11 protein-coding genes and 1 pseudogene are annotated in these 15440 nt (G+C 57.0%); 5 read left to right on the forward strand and 7 right to left on the reverse strand.

The genetic code is table 11. From position 1 onward, the window contains the following. From ACIP66_RS23415 to msrA, 5 genes are all read left to right on the forward strand, one after another. The coding region (locus ACIP66_RS23415; RefSeq protein ID WP_400651232.1) for a transketolase-like TK C-terminal-containing protein at window positions 1-631 on the forward strand (631 nt) is incomplete at its 5' end. Window positions 632-642: 11 nt separating this feature from the next. Further along, window positions 643-2598 (forward strand): dihydrolipoyllysine-residue acetyltransferase, encoded by a 1956-nt coding sequence (aceF, locus tag ACIP66_RS23420; protein ID WP_400651234.1) that lies wholly within the window; start codon window positions 643-645, stop codon window positions 2596-2598. Window positions 2599-2864: 266 nt separating this feature from the next. Further along, on the forward strand, window positions 2865-4262 hold the full coding sequence (locus tag ACIP66_RS23425; protein ID WP_400651237.1) for an alkaline phosphatase D family protein: 1398 nt from the start codon (window positions 2865-2867) through the stop codon (window positions 4260-4262). A gap of 253 nt (window positions 4263-4515) precedes the next feature. Further along, window positions 4516-7212 carry a bifunctional diguanylate cyclase/phosphodiesterase gene (locus tag ACIP66_RS23430; protein WP_053116710.1) on the forward strand — a complete coding sequence of 899 codons (2697 nt, stop codon included), beginning with the start codon at window positions 4516-4518 and terminating at the stop codon, window positions 7210-7212. A 184-nt stretch (window positions 7213-7396) separates the two neighbouring features. Continuing rightward, window positions 7397-8062, forward strand: coding sequence for a peptide-methionine (S)-S-oxide reductase MsrA (gene msrA / locus ACIP66_RS23435; protein ID WP_400651240.1), 666 nt, complete (start codon window positions 7397-7399; stop codon window positions 8060-8062). Window positions 8063-8191: 129 nt separating this feature from the next. On the opposite strand, the gene ACIP66_RS23440 is transcribed toward msrA, so the two are convergent. The 7 genes and pseudogenes from ACIP66_RS23440 to ACIP66_RS23470 all read right to left on the reverse strand — a co-directional run. Then, the gene (locus tag ACIP66_RS23440) at window positions 8192-9031 is read right to left on the reverse strand and encodes a 23S rRNA (adenine(2030)-N(6))-methyltransferase RlmJ (protein WP_400651243.1); all 840 of its coding nucleotides are present in this window, start codon (window positions 9029-9031) and stop codon (window positions 8192-8194) included. Window positions 9032-9408: 377 nt separating this feature from the next. Further along, window positions 9409-9726 (reverse strand): hypothetical protein, encoded by a 318-nt coding sequence (locus ACIP66_RS23445; protein ID WP_400651246.1) that lies wholly within the window; start codon window positions 9724-9726, stop codon window positions 9409-9411. Window positions 9727-10021: 295 nt separating this feature from the next. Beyond that, window positions 10022-10699, reverse strand: coding sequence for a DUF4123 domain-containing protein (locus ACIP66_RS23450; RefSeq protein WP_400651249.1), 678 nt, complete (start codon window positions 10697-10699; stop codon window positions 10022-10024). 171 nt (window positions 10700-10870) lie between these two features. Beyond that, complete coding sequence (locus tag ACIP66_RS23455) at window positions 10871-11260, reverse strand: hypothetical protein (protein WP_400651251.1); 390 nt, start codon at window positions 11258-11260, stop codon at window positions 10871-10873. 117 nt (window positions 11261-11377) lie between these two features. Then, window positions 11378-11761: a hypothetical protein gene (locus ACIP66_RS23460; protein WP_400651254.1), complete on the reverse strand. Its 384-nt coding sequence runs from the start codon at window positions 11759-11761 to the stop codon at window positions 11378-11380. A gap of 9 nt (window positions 11762-11770) precedes the next feature. Further along, window positions 11771-12142: a hypothetical protein gene (locus ACIP66_RS23465; RefSeq protein WP_400651256.1), complete on the reverse strand. Its 372-nt coding sequence runs from the start codon at window positions 12140-12142 to the stop codon at window positions 11771-11773. Between the two features lie 1037 nt (window positions 12143-13179). Beyond that, a pseudogene (locus ACIP66_RS23470) lies at window positions 13180-15186 on the reverse strand (type VI secretion system tip protein VgrG); the annotation flags it as partial. Window positions 15187-15440: the final 254 nt, after the last annotated feature.

Here is a 15440-nt window from a genome sequence, read left to right on the forward strand (position 1 = left end):
ACACCAACACCACATCTGCTACTCCATCCCCGTCATGACCGAGTCGAACCAGCAGCCAGCCACGCCGGCCGGTGCCGAAGAACGCATCAAGAAAGGCATGTACCTGCTCGAAGAAGACACCCGCGATGCGGCGCACCACGTACAGCTGATGGGCTCCGGCACCATCCTGCGTGAAGTCCGTGAAGCGGCGAAGATCCTGCGTGAAGAGTTCAACGTTGGCGCTGACGTCTGGAGCGTTACCAGCTTCAACGAACTGCGTCGCGACGGCCTCGCTGTCGAGCGCAGCAACCGTCTGAAGCCGGGCCAGAAGCCTAAGCTGAGCTACGTCGAAGAGTGCCTGAACGGCCGTAAAGGCCCGGTCATCGCCTCTACCGACTACATGAAACTGTTCGCCGAGCAGATCCGTCAGTGGGTACCGTCGAAGGAATTCAAAGTCCTCGGCACCGACGGTTTCGGCCGCAGCGACAGCCGCAAGAAACTGCGTCATTTCTTCGAAGTTGACCGTCATTTCGTGGTGTTGGCAGCCCTGGAAGCACTGGCTGACCGTGGTGATATCGAACCTAAGGTTGTGGCTGAAGCCATCACCAAGTTCGGCATCGACCCGGAAAAACGCAACCCACTGGACTGCTGAGGAGACATTTTGTGAGCGAACTCATTCGCGTACCTGACATCGGCAGCGGTGAAGGTGAAGTAATTGAACTGTTTGTGAAGGTCGGCGACCGTATCGAAGCCGACCAGAGCATCCTGACCCTGGAATCGGACAAGGCCAGCATGGAAGTGCCGGCCCCGAAAGCCGGCGTCATCAAAAGCCTGAAAGTGAAGCTGGGCGACCGTCTGAAAGAAGGCGACGAACTGCTTGAGCTGGAAGTCGAGGGCGCCGCTGAAGCGGCCCCTGCTCCGGCTGCTGCACCGGCTAAAAAGGCTGAAGAAAAACCGGCCGCCGCTCCTGCCGCTGCCGCGCCAGCCGCTGCCCCTGCTGCCGCTTCGGTTCAGCAAGTGCACGTGCCGGACATCGGTTCGTCGGGCAAGGCGCAGATCATCGAGATTCAGGTCAAGGTCGGCGACACCGTCGAAGCTGATCAATCGCTGATCACGCTGGAATCCGACAAGGCGAGCATGGAAATCCCGTCGCCTGCCGCTGGCGTGGTCAAGGCCATCAGCGTCAAGCTCAACGACGAAGTCGGCACTGGCGACCTGATTCTGGATCTGGAAGTGGCGGGTGCTGCGGCCCCTGCTGCGGCCGCTCCGGCTCAGGCTGCTGCTCCGGCCGCTGCCGCAGCGCCTGCTCCGGCAGCCGCTCCGGTTGCTGACAGCGTTCAGGACATCCACGTTCCGGACATCGGTTCGGCCGGCAAAGCCAAGATCATCGAAGTGTTGGTCAAGGCTGGCGATACCGTTGAAGCCGACCAGTCGCTGATCACCCTGGAATCCGACAAGGCGAGCATGGAAATTCCATCGCCTGCCGCCGGCGTGGTGGAAAGCGTTTCCATCAAGCTGGATGACGAAGTCGGTACCGGCGACCTGATTCTGAAGCTGAAAGTCAAAGGCGCGGCCCCTGCTGCTGCCCCGGCGCCAGCTGCCGCCGCTGCTGCTCCGAGCGCTCCGGCACCTGCCGCTGCTGCTCCGGCTGCCGCTGCACCTGCTGCAGCTCCAGCCGCCGCACCGGCCAAGCCGGGCGCGAAAGTTCACGCCGGCCCAGCCGTGCGTCAACTGGCTCGTGAGTTCGGCGTCGAGCTGAACGCTGTCGGCGCCAGTGGCCCGCACGGTCGTATCCTGAAAGAAGACGTGCAGGTTTACGTCAAAGCGATGATGCAGAAGGCCAAGGAAGCACCGGCCGCTGCTGCTGGCGCAACCGGTGGTGCGGGCATCCCGCCGATTCCGGTCGTCGACTTCAGCCGTTTCGGCGAAATCGAAGAAGTGCCGATGACTCGCCTGATGCAGATCGGCGCGTCGAGCCTGCACCGCAGCTGGCTGAACATCCCGCACGTGACTCAGTTCGATTCGGCTGATATCACCGAGCTGGAAGCCTTCCGCGTCGCGCAGAAAGCCGTTGCAGAGAAGGCCGGCGTCAAGCTGACCATCCTGCCGCTGCTGCTCAAGTCGTGCGCGCACATGCTCAAGGAGCTGCCGGACTTCAACAGTTCGCTGGCGCCAAGCGGCAAAGCGATCATCCGCAAGAAGTACATCAACATCGGCTTCGCCGTCGACACTCCGGATGGCCTGCTGGTACCGGTCATCAAGAACGTCGACCAGAAGAGCCTGCTGCAACTGGCAGCCGAAGCCGCTGCGCTGGCCGCCAAGGCCCGCGACAAGAAGCTCACCGCTGACGACATGCAAGGCGCCTGCTTCACCATTTCCAGCCTCGGCCACATTGGCGGCACCGGCTTCACGCCGATCGTCAACGCGCCGGAAGTGGCGATCCTCGGTGTTTCCAAGGCAACCATCCAGCCAGTCTGGGACGGCAAAGCCTTCCAGCCGAAACTGATGCTGCCGCTGTCGTTGTCCTACGATCACCGTGTGATCAACGGCGCCGCTGCCGCACGCTTCACCCAACGTCTGGGCAGCCTGCTGGCGGACATCCGCACCATCCTGCTGTAATCCCAAGTGGCCCTCCAGCAATGGAGGGCCGCTTGTGTTTCACGTTTTCGAGCGCCACACGCTCGTACCTCAACCCCGTCAGTTTGACGGGGCTTTTTTTTGCCTGAAATTCGCTTCTTATACTTTTCCCACACATTGCGCTGACATCGGCTACAGCCCGAGTCAACTTCGTGCCGATCTTTTTATCCAAACGCCAACTAGTCTTGGCACAGCACAGCCAAACAACCTTTTAATTTTATCTGACACTCATTCGAATGGATTCGAACATGTTAAAACCGGCTATCGGCCCGATTATTGGCCACGTTACAACTAATCAGGCGCGGATATTTATTCGCGGCGAGTTTCAAAAAGATCTTCAGGTGTTCGCCGGCATTCGTTATCGGACCAGCGACACGCAACAATGGACTAGAGGCATTTTTGCCAAACTCGACGAATCTCGCGACATGTCCAATGTGATCGCACTTCACAACTTACTTGAAAACACCGAATACGAATATCAAACCGGCTGGTTCAGCCCGATGAGTCCGGTACACACCGTCGACAGTGTCGCTGAACTGCCGCTGCAATGGCCGCGCGAGATTTACCGCTTTCGCACCCGCTCCAGCAAACCATTGCAGCCGCGCGCCTACATCGTTGGTTCGTGTCGTTACCTGCGCATGACGGCAGGGGTTGCGGTGCTGCCGCAGTTGGGTGACCGAATCTTTGCTTCAATCCGTCAATTGATTGAGGGGATACAACCACCCATCAGTGCAATGCTGATGACCGGCGATCAGATCTATGTCGACGACCTCAACTTGATTGCGCCTGATCACGAATACAAAGATATTCTCGCAAAGTACCGCGCAGCTTTTTCGCAACCCAACATAAAGCGCTTAATGTCGGAAACTTCGACGTACATGATTCTCGACGACCATGAAATCGAGGACAATTGGCCGGCGAATGCCGAAGCAGGTGACGACGCGTTATATAACAACGCCACCAAAGCCTATGAACTGTATCAAGCCAGCCATAGCCCGGCCTGTTCTTTGGCAACTAACGGCCAAGTTGATCATTCATCTGTCCAGCATTATTGGTATCAATTCAGCGACGGCGATCTCGAATGGTTTGTCACCGACAGCCGCACCCGACGCAACTTGTCGGCCGATGATCGACGCATCCTAGACGACGAACAGGAGCAAGCGCTGCTGGACTGGCTGATCAACAGCACGGCGCGGGTCAAATTCGTGGTCACCAGCGTGATGTTCTACCCGGACGGCAAAGGCCTTGGCGAAGATGCGTGGAAAGCTTTTCCGGAGCAGCGTCTGCGCTTGCTGGAAACCATCCGTACCCGGCGGATCAGCAATGTCATCTTTATTTCCGGCGACGTGCACGGCTCGATGACTGCGCGCCTGACGCACAGTGAAGATCACGATTTCGAAGTGCACACCGTGGTGTCCTCGCCGCTGTGCAACAGCAAACTGCTGCCGTATGCCAAGGCGTCCACTTTCATTCTGGATCAGCCGTTGGTGCGCACGGCGGCGGGCGATTATGTGCATGAGTTGACCAGCGAGGTGATCAGTCAGGACAACTTTGCGCACATGGTGGTCGAGGCTGAGCGGATTGTGGTGAATTACCATGATCGCGATGGGAACCCGTTGCAGTCGATTGCGATAGATCTGCGCTAAACCTTAAAAGATCGCAGCCTTCGGCAGCTCCTACAGGGATCGCATTTCTCTTCAAACGTGGGCGCTGGCTGCGATCTTTTGCTGTTTTCAAATAGACGCTGGAGAAATGTTCACTCCAGCCGACATATTCTTATAGCACTTGGCCTTCATCACTCTTGTCAGTCAGTGCTGCAATGATGCAACCTTGCCGCAGGCAACGTTTAAGAGGGCGAGAGCCCGGCGCGTTCAGCATATTTCCAAGCGAGTTCCCTTCATGAAGAGCCAACCCGATGCCGCCAGCCGTATGGTGGCCGAGGTAGTGACGCAGTTGCCTGTGCCCTCGCGGCTCGGCATGCTGCGTTTCGAGCGCTTGAATGAAGCCAGTTGGGCGATGCTCTTTCTCGATCCGAATTGCGAACGCCAGTTCGGCCAGCCCGCTGTCGAGCTGTGCGCTCTGGTCGGCTCGCCTTACGCCAGCCTGATGGAGCCGGAAGCGCGCTATCAACTGCACGACGCGATCCAGCAACAACTCGGCGCCAGCCCGCATTATCTGGTGCGTTACACCCTGCACACCCCGGCCGGCGCGCTGAATATTCTTGAACTGGGCGAAGCCTACAAACAACACAACCGTCACCTGCTGCGCGGTTATCTGCTGGCGGTTGATGACGTCTTCGACGATGCGCCGCTGCAACCCTCGGTCGACCTCGAAACCCAGAACTCGCGCCTGCAAATCGCCCTCGAACTCAATCAGCGCGCGCAGCAGGAACAACTGCTGCATCTGGAGCGTGTCCGCGCCCAGCAGGATTTGATTTTGCTGCTCGCCCGTCAGCGCTACAGCACGCACAACTCGTTGCAGGAAGCCGCCGAACTGATCACCCGCTGCGCCTGCGATATCTATGAAATCGACTGCGCCAGCCTGTGGAACCTCGAAGGCCAGCAACTGGTGCCGATCTCGGCGTACCACCGCACGACGCAGGAATACATCCTGCCGGACGTGATCGACGTCAGCACCTTTCCCGATTACATGGAAGCGTTGCAGAGCAGCCGCGCCATCGATGCGCATAACGCGATGCGTGATCCGCGCACCCGCGAAATGGCCGAAGCCTTGCGCCCGCGCGACGTCAATGCGATGCTCGATGCCAGCATTCGTGTCGATGGTCAGGTCGTCGGCGTGTTGTGCCTGGAACAGACCGGCGTCACTCGCGCCTGGCAGTCCGACGAAATCGCCTTCGCCGGCGAGTTGGCCGACCAGTTCGCGCAAGTCATCAACAACCACAACCGCCGCACCGCCACCAGCGCCCTGCACCTGTTCCAGCGTGCGGTCGAGCAAAGCGCCAACGCGTTTTTGCTGGTCAATTGCGACGGCGTGGTCGAGTACGTCAACCCGAGCTTCACCGCGATCACCCAGTACACCACCGAGGAAGTCCACGGCCAGCGACTGTCCGAGTTGCCGGCGCTGGAAAACCTTAGCGAGCTGCTGTTCGACGCGCCGTCGGCACTGGCCAAGAGCAACAGTTGGCAGGGCGAATTCAAAAGCCGCCGGAAAAACCTCGAACCGTACTGGGGCCAGTTGTCGATCTCCAAGGTCTACGGCGACAACCGTGAGCTGACCCACTACATCGGCATCTACGAAGACATCACCCAGACCAAGCTCGCGCAGCAGCGCATTGAGCGCCTGGCCTACACCGACAACCTGACCAACCTCGGTAACCGCCCGGCGTTTATCCGCAATCTGGACGAACGCTTCGCCCGGGATAGCGATACCCCGATCAGCCTGTTGCTGGTCGACATCGACAACTTCAAGCGCATCAACGACAGCCTCGGCCACCAGACCGGCGACAAACTGCTGATCAGTCTGGCCCGGCGTCTGCGCAACAGCCTCAGCCCAAGTGGCAGCCTCGCGCGATTCGCCAGTAACGAATTTGCCGTACTGCTCGACGACACCGATCTGGCGACCGGTCAGCAGATCGCCAACCAATTGTTGGCGACGCTGGATAAACCGATGTTCGTCGACAACCAGTTGATCAGCGTCACCGGCTCGGTCGGTCTGGCTTGCGCGCCGTTGCACGGCCGCGACCCGCAAACCCTGATGCGTAACGCCGGTCTTGCTCTGCATAAGGCCAAGGCCAACGGCAAACACCAGGTGCAAGTCTTCACCGAAGCGTTGAATGCCGAGGCCAGTTACAAACTGTTCGTCGAGAACAACCTGCGCCGCGCCCTCACCCAGAACGAGCTGGACGTGTTCTATCAGCCCAAGCTGTGCCTGCGCAGCGGTCGCTTGCTGGGCATGGAAGCGCTTCTGCGCTGGAATCACCCGGAACGCGGCATGATCCGCCCGGATCAGTTCATCAGCGTCGCCGAAGAGACCGGCCTGATCATTCCGATCGGCAAGTGGATCGCGCGTCAGGCTTGCCGCATGAGCAAAGCGCTGACCGCTGCCGGCATGGGCAATCTGCAAGTGGCGATCAACCTCTCGCCGAAGCAGTTCTCCGACCCGGACCTGGTCGCCTCCATCGCCAACATCCTCAAGGAAGAAGCGCTGCCGGCCCATCTGCTCGAACTGGAACTGACCGAAGGACTGCTGCTGGAAGCCACTGAAGACACGCACTTGCAGCTTGATCAGCTCAAGCGTCTGGGCCTGACCTTGGCCATGGATGACTTCGGTACCGGTTATTCGTCGCTGAGCTATTTGAAGAAATTCCCGATCGACATCATCAAGATCGATCGCAGCTTTATCCACGAAATTCCCGACAACCAGGACGACATGGAAATCACCTCAGCGGTGATCGCCATGGCGCACAACCTGAAACTCAAGGTTGTGGCGGAAGGCATCGAGACCGCCGAACAACTGGCATTCCTCCGTCGCCATCGCTGCGACGTCGGCCAGGGCTACCTGTTCGACCGGCCGATCCCCGGCGGCGAACTGATCCAGGCGCTCAAGCGCTACCCGCGCGGCCCGCTCGCCCTCTAACCCCCCGCCGCCCTCTCATGTAGGAGCTGCCGAAGGCTGCGATCTTTTGATCCTGTTTTTTTAAAGACAAGATCAAAAGATCGCAGCCTTCGGCAGCTCCTACATTGGCTAGTGCGAAGTCGGGCATCATTGGGCACACTGGCGGTCTGACTTTTTACATCCAACCTGACTGAGAGGACTGATCATGGTTCTGCGCTCGGAAATTCTGGTGAACAAAAACGTGCTTCCAACCAAAGAACAAGCTCTGCCCGGCCGCGAAACCGCGATGACCCTGCCTGAAAAACACTTCGTGTTTGAAGACACCCCGCTGCTCGGCCCGTTTTTTCAGGACGTCGATTTTGCGATCTTCGGTCTCGGTTGCTTCTGGGGCGCCGAGCGCCGCTTCTGGCAGCGCGAAGGCGTGGTTAGCACGGTCGTCGGTTACGCTGGCGGCTTCACCCCGAACCCGACCTACGAAGAAGTCTGCTCAGGCCTGACCGGCCACTCGGAAGTGGTGCTGGTGGTGTTCGACAAGGATAAAGTCAGCTACGAAGAGCTGCTGGCGATGTTCTGGGAACTGCACAACCCGACGCAAGGCATGCGTCAGGGCAACGACATCGGCACGCAGTACCGCTCGGTGATCTACGCGACTTCGCCAGAGCATCTGGACGCGGCGCTGAAGAGCAAAGCGGTCTATCAGGCTGAATTGTCGAAGGCTGGCCTGGGTGAAATCAGCACCGAGATCGAACAGGCGCCGACCGTGTACTTCGCCGAGACGTATCACCAGCAGTATCTGGCGAAGAATCCTGAGGGTTACTGCGGGATTGGCGGCACCGGCGTGTGCATGCCACCGAGTCTGGTGGGTAATTAGACCCTGAAAGCAAAAGATCGCAGCCTTCGGCAGCTCCTACAGGAGATCAGTGATCGTCCACACATTTGTGGACGACCCCGCCCCCTGTAGGAGCTGCCGCAGGCTGCGATCTTTTGATCTTGCCGTTGATCAGCTCTCGGCAATCAACCAATCCATCTGCCAGCCACCCTGGGTCTGCCCCAGTTTCTTCGACAACCACGGCAGCAACTCACGCAACTCTTCCTCCAGCCCCCACGGCGGATTGGCAATCGCCATTCCGGAGCCGTTCAGACTGTTCGGCGTATCCAGCGGATGCACCAGCAACTCCACGCGCAGCAACTTAGGCGCGCCGCTCCCGGCCAGATCCTGATAGAAACGGCGCAGCGCGCGCTGGTCTTTCACCGGATACCAGATCGCCGCCACCGTTTGGCGCATGCGGCCAATGGCCTCTTTCAACGACGCTGCGCAGCGCTGCATTTCATCCAGCTGTTCGAACGGCGGATCGATCAGCATCACCGCGCGCTTCTCCTGCACCGGCAACATCGCGCGCGCCACGTACCAACCCTCGCCGAGGTGTACTTTCACCCGACGATCTCCGGCCATGTTGTCCTTGAGCAACACGCCGTCTTCCGGGTGCTTCTCGTTGAGCATCACCCGATCCTGCGGCCGCGTCAGACGCCGCGCCAGCTCCGGCGAACCCGGGTAGTAGCGCAACCGGCCATCCGGATTCATCTCGTGCAGCACTTTCATGTAATCGGCGGTCAGCGCCGGCAGATCCGGCTGATCCCACAAGCGTGCGATGCCTTCCAGGTACTCGCCGGTGCGATTCGCCTGATCGCCCTGCAAGTCATACAGACCGATGCCGGCGTGGCTGTCGAGATAGGCAAACGGCTGCTCCTTGCGCGACATCAAGGCGATGAGGCGGGTCAAGGTCAGGTGTTTGAACACATCGGCGTGATTGCCGGCATGGAAGGCGTGACGATAATTCATGGCTGCTCCTGCGAAGGGCGCAAAGTTTACCTTTTACCGCGCGGCAAGTCAGGGGTTGGCGGCTGAGCGGACAAATGCGCGCCCTCACCCTAGCCCTCTCCCAGAGGTAGAGGGGACTGATTGAGGTGATCTTGCGGCTTACGTCGACCTGAAAGATCAACGCGAACTCAGGCTTGGCCAAGCCAGGTTTCATCGCTGAAGTCGCAAGTCGGCGTACCTCACCCGGCCGACTCGGTCAGCCCCCTGTAAGAACAACCCGTATCCAGGTTTGGCCAAGCCAAGTTCACCGCTGAAGGCGCAAGTCGGCGTACATCACCCAGCCGACTCGGTCAGTCCCCTCTCCCTCTGGGAGAGGGCTAGGGTGAGGGGCTTTGATTTTAAGACCCCGCACTCAACCGCTTACCGATGACATCCAGCACATCACAGCCATCACGTAGCGGAATCACACACAGCATGGCGAAATCGCTGAGGATGACGGAGTCGCACTCGATCGAGCCGCGCATGCACATGTTTTCCAGCACTTGGGCGACGGCGCGGAGGCGGTAGTTGGCGGCGTCCATGAGGATGTCGAGCGGCGCATGAGTGTCGATGAACAGCGTGGGCATATCGCTGCAATTGCTGGTCAGGGCCATGAAGCGGTTGTCGGGATGGGGAGTGATTTTTTTGTAGGGTGGATCATTTTTCGGTGTTGTCATTTTTAAGCTCCAGGAAGGGAAGTAACTACCATCTAGCCTTCCTACAGGCTTGGGTGGCAGCTATACGCGGGGTAGGAAATCGAGCCTAGAGCAACCCTCGACCACACCGAAATGTGCCCGCGCATAGCCACCGCAAATCAAGTGCCTACAAGTTGCTCTAGTTTCGAAGGGTTCCTACACCCTGCCACCACTCTGGCGGTGACAACGAAAAGACTATCCCTGCAACCCACCGCCCACCAGTTCATGGAAACCGCCGCAACTCGAAGGAAACGTCCGACGCCTTCGCCCGGAAATTTTACTTATCTTCGTCCCGCAAATAGGCCAACAACGCTAACTGCGACGAATCTTCCGACACCGAAACCTGAAAAAACTGCCTGACCTTGCAACGCAAAACCGGCTCGGGAAACGCTTCGAAAATTGGCGGATGCTCCTCGCTCAGCCACTGCAGAGTATTGCTGACCCTAACTTCGTCACCCGTCGAAACCAACACCGAATCCGGCACCTTCCACCAAGGAAAAACCCGTCCAGAAACCTGCGCCACGCCACCGATATCAATGGCCTGACCATTGATCAAACCGCGCGAGATAACCGGCAACAGCTGCACCGAATCTACTGCCTCAGACTGCAGAATCGGCAACAGAAAACGTCCATCCCAGAATCGAAAAAACACCGTTTTCCCGTCCGGCATCAGTACCTGAGTCAAGCTGCGAAAATGCTCGACCACCACTTCAGGACTCGCCGAAGACACTGCCAACCAGCCCCAATCGCGGGACTCGGTAGTCGCCACCCAATCGAGAAACTCACTGTCCACAGCGACAATTCCCACGAAGGGCATCACCGTATCCCACTCAGCGTAAATAGTGTCCGCCCAAATCGGACTTGGCGTTTGTGCGGTAGTTGACCCGCTCCAGACCTTGAACGGCTCGCCATCGCTGGTGCTGCTGAGAACTGCAAACAGTTGTTCATCGGCCATTAGCGGCTGACGCTGTAACCAATGCTGGGGAATCAGTTTATTCATACAAGGGCCTATGCAGCTCTCGACAATATCAAGAATGCTGTTATCTACAAAAACAAATGGCTGAGTTACAAGCCAGCGTAAAGAAACAACCTGAATGGCAAAAACAGATTGATCATCGAAAAATGGTTAACTCAGCCAACCATTAACCTTTCCCAACACCGCACCGATTATTGCAATGGTGCTTAACACCAACATCATCCCATTGGAAAATAAAATTATCCGCCGCAAGCCTACCGGCAAGGCTTCGTAATCCTTGGCGTCCAGCTCACCATTTCGTATGGATTTACGCGAGAAGATCATGAGCGTGCCCACACTACTAATAAATAGAAATCGGCCAATCGGCTCCCACCCCAAGGTGCGTTTTCTAGAAATAACAGCCGGCGAATTGCTCAAATACTCAAAGATATCCCGCGCAAAAAAATAAGCGACAAACAGCAAAATCAAGGACGACAGAAAAATAAGTGAAATCAATACCAAACCACTCAACAGGAAGAGTATTTCAATATCAGATCTCATTTCTGGATTTCATAGACAACATCTGCCCCTTGCTCGCCCCACTCCCCGAATGGATAGAAAAACCCATTCAATTAAGACTTACCAACAGAAAAAAAATCTATTTAATCAATAAAAAATTCATTCAATCCAACCCATATACTTACAACCAGCCAAAAGCACAATCATTGCCCCACCTCCCCCGAGCGCAGAAAGATAACAAATACGAACAGCCATCATTAATTCACGGGGAAAATTCAGATAGTCGTCCTTATCCAAAGCGCCACCCCTAATGGCCAAAGATGGAAAGAGCATGAAATAACCTATACAAATCAAGACAAAATAAGCACCGAAAAATGAAAAAGACTTACTGACCCAAACTCCACTGGATCTACCAAGAAGATCCAGAATTCTCTGCATCTTAAAAAAATACAAACAAACGTGACCAAAAAAAGATACAAGCCCCAGCCCTAAAAATAAAGCACCAAACGTCAAGACAAACCAAATTTCGTCATCATCAGTCATGTGTAAAAGTCAGCGATACAAAACATACATAACCACCATAAGCGCAGCCAGCAACCACATAGAATAGTTACAAAATCTGATTAATGCCTTCAAACCGCGTGGAAACCGTTCGTAATCTTGAGCGTTCAGGATCTGCTTTCTTATTGAGCGGCGAGGAATGATTAGCATCATGCTGATATGCCCGAGAAGTGCCAATCGCGAGAGTGGATCAAGACTCAAACGCATTGATCTACCGATTACAGCAGGAGAATTATTTAAATAGCCCAATATCTCTTTAATTCGACAATATGCAAGATAGAACATCAGAGCCAAGCATAAGACAAACAATGCAGCCAATGTCAAAACCACACATACATAAACTTCATTCAGTGCTATTTTCATTGCGCTGCCTCATATAACAATTCACCCACCCACTCACCGAATAGAGCACCACCCTCGCCCCCGGCCAATGCACCCACGCCTGTCAAAGCGAGACCACAAGCAACTCCACCGACCCCGACAGTACCTATACCGATGACTGCGCAAGCGGAGCCACCTATCATTGCGCCGCCCCATCCACCGGCAACATTACCGCCCAATTTCCCGGCCTCAGTGAACTTGGCCCTCCTGCATGCCTCCTCCGTTCCTGCGCGACAAGTATCTTTAATCTTGAACCCGGCAGCACCCGCACCTAAACCAATTCCAATCCAGCCACCCAGTTTCATAACCTTGCTAGCCTTGCTGACGCCATCAATATGCGTCGCATATCCAGGAATCCCGGCTGAAGTACCAGCCTTGCTCCAGTGATGGACGAGGCTGCGACTAGAAATACCTAGCGCACTCCTCAGACTCGGATGATTGGGCAAACCGACTGTTTTACGCACCAAGGGACTTAAACTGTTATCAAGTTGCGTCATCAACTGTTTGCGCGTGGCAAAGAAATCCGCCCCCTGCAGCTTGCCATGCTTGTCGAACGTCTGTTTATGCAAAACCTCCAACTCACCCAAAGTCTCGGCGAGTTTCTTAAGATGACTACCAAACATCGCCGAACCGATCCCCACCCCAGTCGAACCCTGCGATAAAAACGACTCAATCTCCCCATGATGCCGAGCCATAAACTCGGCCTCCGAGTCACTCATTGGCGCCAACGCCGCATCAACTTTCTGCGCCGCCTCCATCAGTAACGCCTCTTCCCGAGTGCATTGCGTATTACGCGGATCGCTCAGGACGATCAGTTGACCAGGTTTGGCGTATTGGCTGAGCTGCGGATTCAGACTGCGGAATTTCTCCAGCACGGCCGGATCCGGCTGCGGGAACAGTGTGGATTCCAGTGCAGACCGAGACATTCCCTGTTCAACAATATGAAAGCCCGGCTCAACGCTGGAAGGCGCCGGCCGGGCTGAGGACTTTGGGGATTGGGTCAACCCGCTCGGTGTCGGGCAGATGCCATCCTTACACCGCTCGCACTCTTCGCAGAACGGCGCATCACCTTTCAGGCTCATGATTTGCGCCGCCGTGAGCATCGCCGCCGACGCTGCGGCCAGTTTCTCCGGCAGTCCCGGCACAACCGGTGCTGCACTCAGCGCCGCCATCGGCGCGCCACCCACGACAATCGGCACACTGCTGAAAATCCCGCCGGGGCCGATGTTGATCCACTGCCCGCCCGCCTGAATCGTTGCACTCGCGCCGCCATCAATGACCACTTGCTGGCCAGCGCTGATGTGGATTTGCGCACTGGCGTTAAGCGCCTGACTGCTCACGCGAACATGCTGATCACCGATCACGGTCAGGTGATCATCTTTCTTCACTTCAGTCTGGCGCTGTCCGTGGGTGACGCGCTGCTCATCGGCTTTCAACTCATGGCGAGCAAGGCCGGTGACGACAATGCTGCGCTGGTTATCCACTTGCACTTGTTGATCGTGCAGCACGTGCTGCGTCCAGTTGCGCTGGGCGCGCAGGTAGATTTCCTCGGCGCCTTTTCGATCCTCGATGCGCACTTCGTTGTAGCCGCCACCACCGGGACTGCTCTGGCTGCGGAAGATGCTGCGGGTTTTGTCGGCGGGCAGATCCAGCGGTACTGGCGTCGCGGCGTTTGGCAGGCAACCCATAACCAACGGTTTGTCGGCATCGGCGTCGATGAAACCGACCAACACCTCCATGCCGACTCGCGGAATCAGCACGCTGCCATAACCGTCGTGGGCCCAGCCGCTGGCGACACGCAGCCAGCAACTGGAATGCTCGTTCAATTCACCGTCACGATCCCAGGCCAGTTGCACCTTGACCCGACCGTACTCGTCGCAATGGATTTCCATGTCTTTCGGGCCGGTGACGACGGCCGGTTGATAACCGAGCATGCGCGGTTTTTCCGGGCCCAGCGCCGGACGAAAGAACACGTCCCACGGCGTGGCGAGAAAGGTATTACGGTAACCCTGGAAACCTTCCCCATCGCTGGTCGCCGTTTCTTCCAGCACTTGCGGCTGTCGGCCATGGTGCTCGACGGCAGTCAGCAACCACAGGTCATTCCAGTCTTGGCGCGGATGGTCGGCCAGTTGCAGGAAATGTCCGCACACCAAGGAGGATTCGTCGCTAAGGCCCTCGGCCTGACGGTAATCGGCGACATGCCGTTCAAGTGCGCGCTGGGCGAGGTGCTTGCCGGTTTCACGATCTTTGAATTGGCCGGGAAAGTGATAGTCCTCCAGCACCGGGCGCTGCTCACTGTCGATACGGCTTTCCAGTTGCAGACGCGGTTTTACGAAGTTGTAGTCGCGCCGGGTGACCACGCTGGTACGGGTTTCCACGCGAACGTTGAAGCGCTTGATCGCCGGCGCCGCACCGAGCATGCCGCTGCCGGGCAGATACAAGGTCGGCTCGGCGAGTTTCGGGAAAACGGTCTGGTCGTCGCCGAACACCAGCAAGTGCCCTTCAATACTGTGTTGAAAGTGATAATGGATGCCGACTTCCGCGCACAGACGCTGGATGAACGCCAGATCACTCTCCCCGTACTGCACGCAATACTCACGCACCGGGTAATCGCTGCCGAGGCGAAATTCGAAGGCATCGCGCAGGATCGAGTGATCCTTGAGGATTTGCTCAACGATTTGCGGAACGCTGAGATGCTGAAAAACACGCTGATTGATCCGGTGCCCGAGGTACGTCAGACGCGGGACCAGGCTGAGGTGATAGCGCGTCAGACGTTTCCCGGAATCGCCCTGCCCGACCTGATAAATCTGACCGTGAACGCCGGAACCGTCAGCATCAAAGCTGAGAAACGCCTGACAGTGCAACAGGTTTTCGAGATCCAGATCGGGTCGTTCACTGACCAGTTCCAGCTCAAAACGAAAGGGTTGGCTGATGGCTTCCTTGCCCGTGAACTCAAGGACTTTGAGGTCAATTTGGGCGCCTTCGAGGGTCAACGTGAAACGCGGTTGATTGGCAGGCGCGAACATCCGATGTGTCTCTGCAGAGTGAGGGCGGGCGATTCTGCATGAGGGGCAAGGGGTGTTGAGTGGGGGACGGAAAAATCAGATTTGCCCTACTTCTGTTGTCGAAAAAACCTCAGAAAATTGGCTCATTCGACTACAGACAAATCCCTCAACCCCACAGCAGATCCCTGTAGGAGTGAGCCTGCTCGCGATGGCGTTGTGTCATATGACATCAATGTTGAATGTCAGACCGCTATCGCGAGCAGGCTCACTCCTAC

Origin of the sequence: Pseudomonas sp. NPDC088429, assembly GCF_044753305.1 — a bacterium.
In the GTDB taxonomy this organism is placed as follows: Bacteria; Pseudomonadota; Gammaproteobacteria; order Pseudomonadales; family Pseudomonadaceae; genus Aquipseudomonas; species Aquipseudomonas rustica.

Bases quoted from the DNA above. Each gene is read 5' to 3' on its own strand.
- ACIP66_RS23425 (WP_400651237.1), top strand. From the start codon at position 2,865: ATGTTAAAACCGGCTATCGGCCCGATTATTGGCCACGTTACAACTAAT.
- ACIP66_RS23430 (WP_053116710.1), top strand. From the start codon at position 4,516: ATGAAGAGCCAACCCGATGCCGCCAGCCGTATGGTGGCCGAGGTAGTG.
- msrA (WP_400651240.1), top strand. From the start codon at position 7,397: ATGGTTCTGCGCTCGGAAATTCTGGTGAACAAAAACGTGCTTCCAACC.
- ACIP66_RS23440 (WP_400651243.1), bottom strand. From the start codon at position 9,031: ATGAATTATCGTCACGCCTTCCATGCCGGCAATCACGCCGATGTGTTC.
- ACIP66_RS23445 (WP_400651246.1), bottom strand. From the start codon at position 9,726: ATGACAACACCGAAAAATGATCCACCCTACAAAAAAATCACTCCCCAT.
- ACIP66_RS23450 (WP_400651249.1), bottom strand. From the start codon at position 10,699: ATGGCCGATGAACAACTGTTTGCAGTTCTCAGCAGCACCAGCGATGGC.
- ACIP66_RS23455 (WP_400651251.1), bottom strand. From the start codon at position 11,260: ATGAGATCTGATATTGAAATACTCTTCCTGTTGAGTGGTTTGGTATTG.
- ACIP66_RS23460 (WP_400651254.1), bottom strand. From the start codon at position 11,761: ATGACTGATGATGACGAAATTTGGTTTGTCTTGACGTTTGGTGCTTTA.
- ACIP66_RS23465 (WP_400651256.1), bottom strand. From the start codon at position 12,142: ATGAAAATAGCACTGAATGAAGTTTATGTATGTGTGGTTTTGACATTG.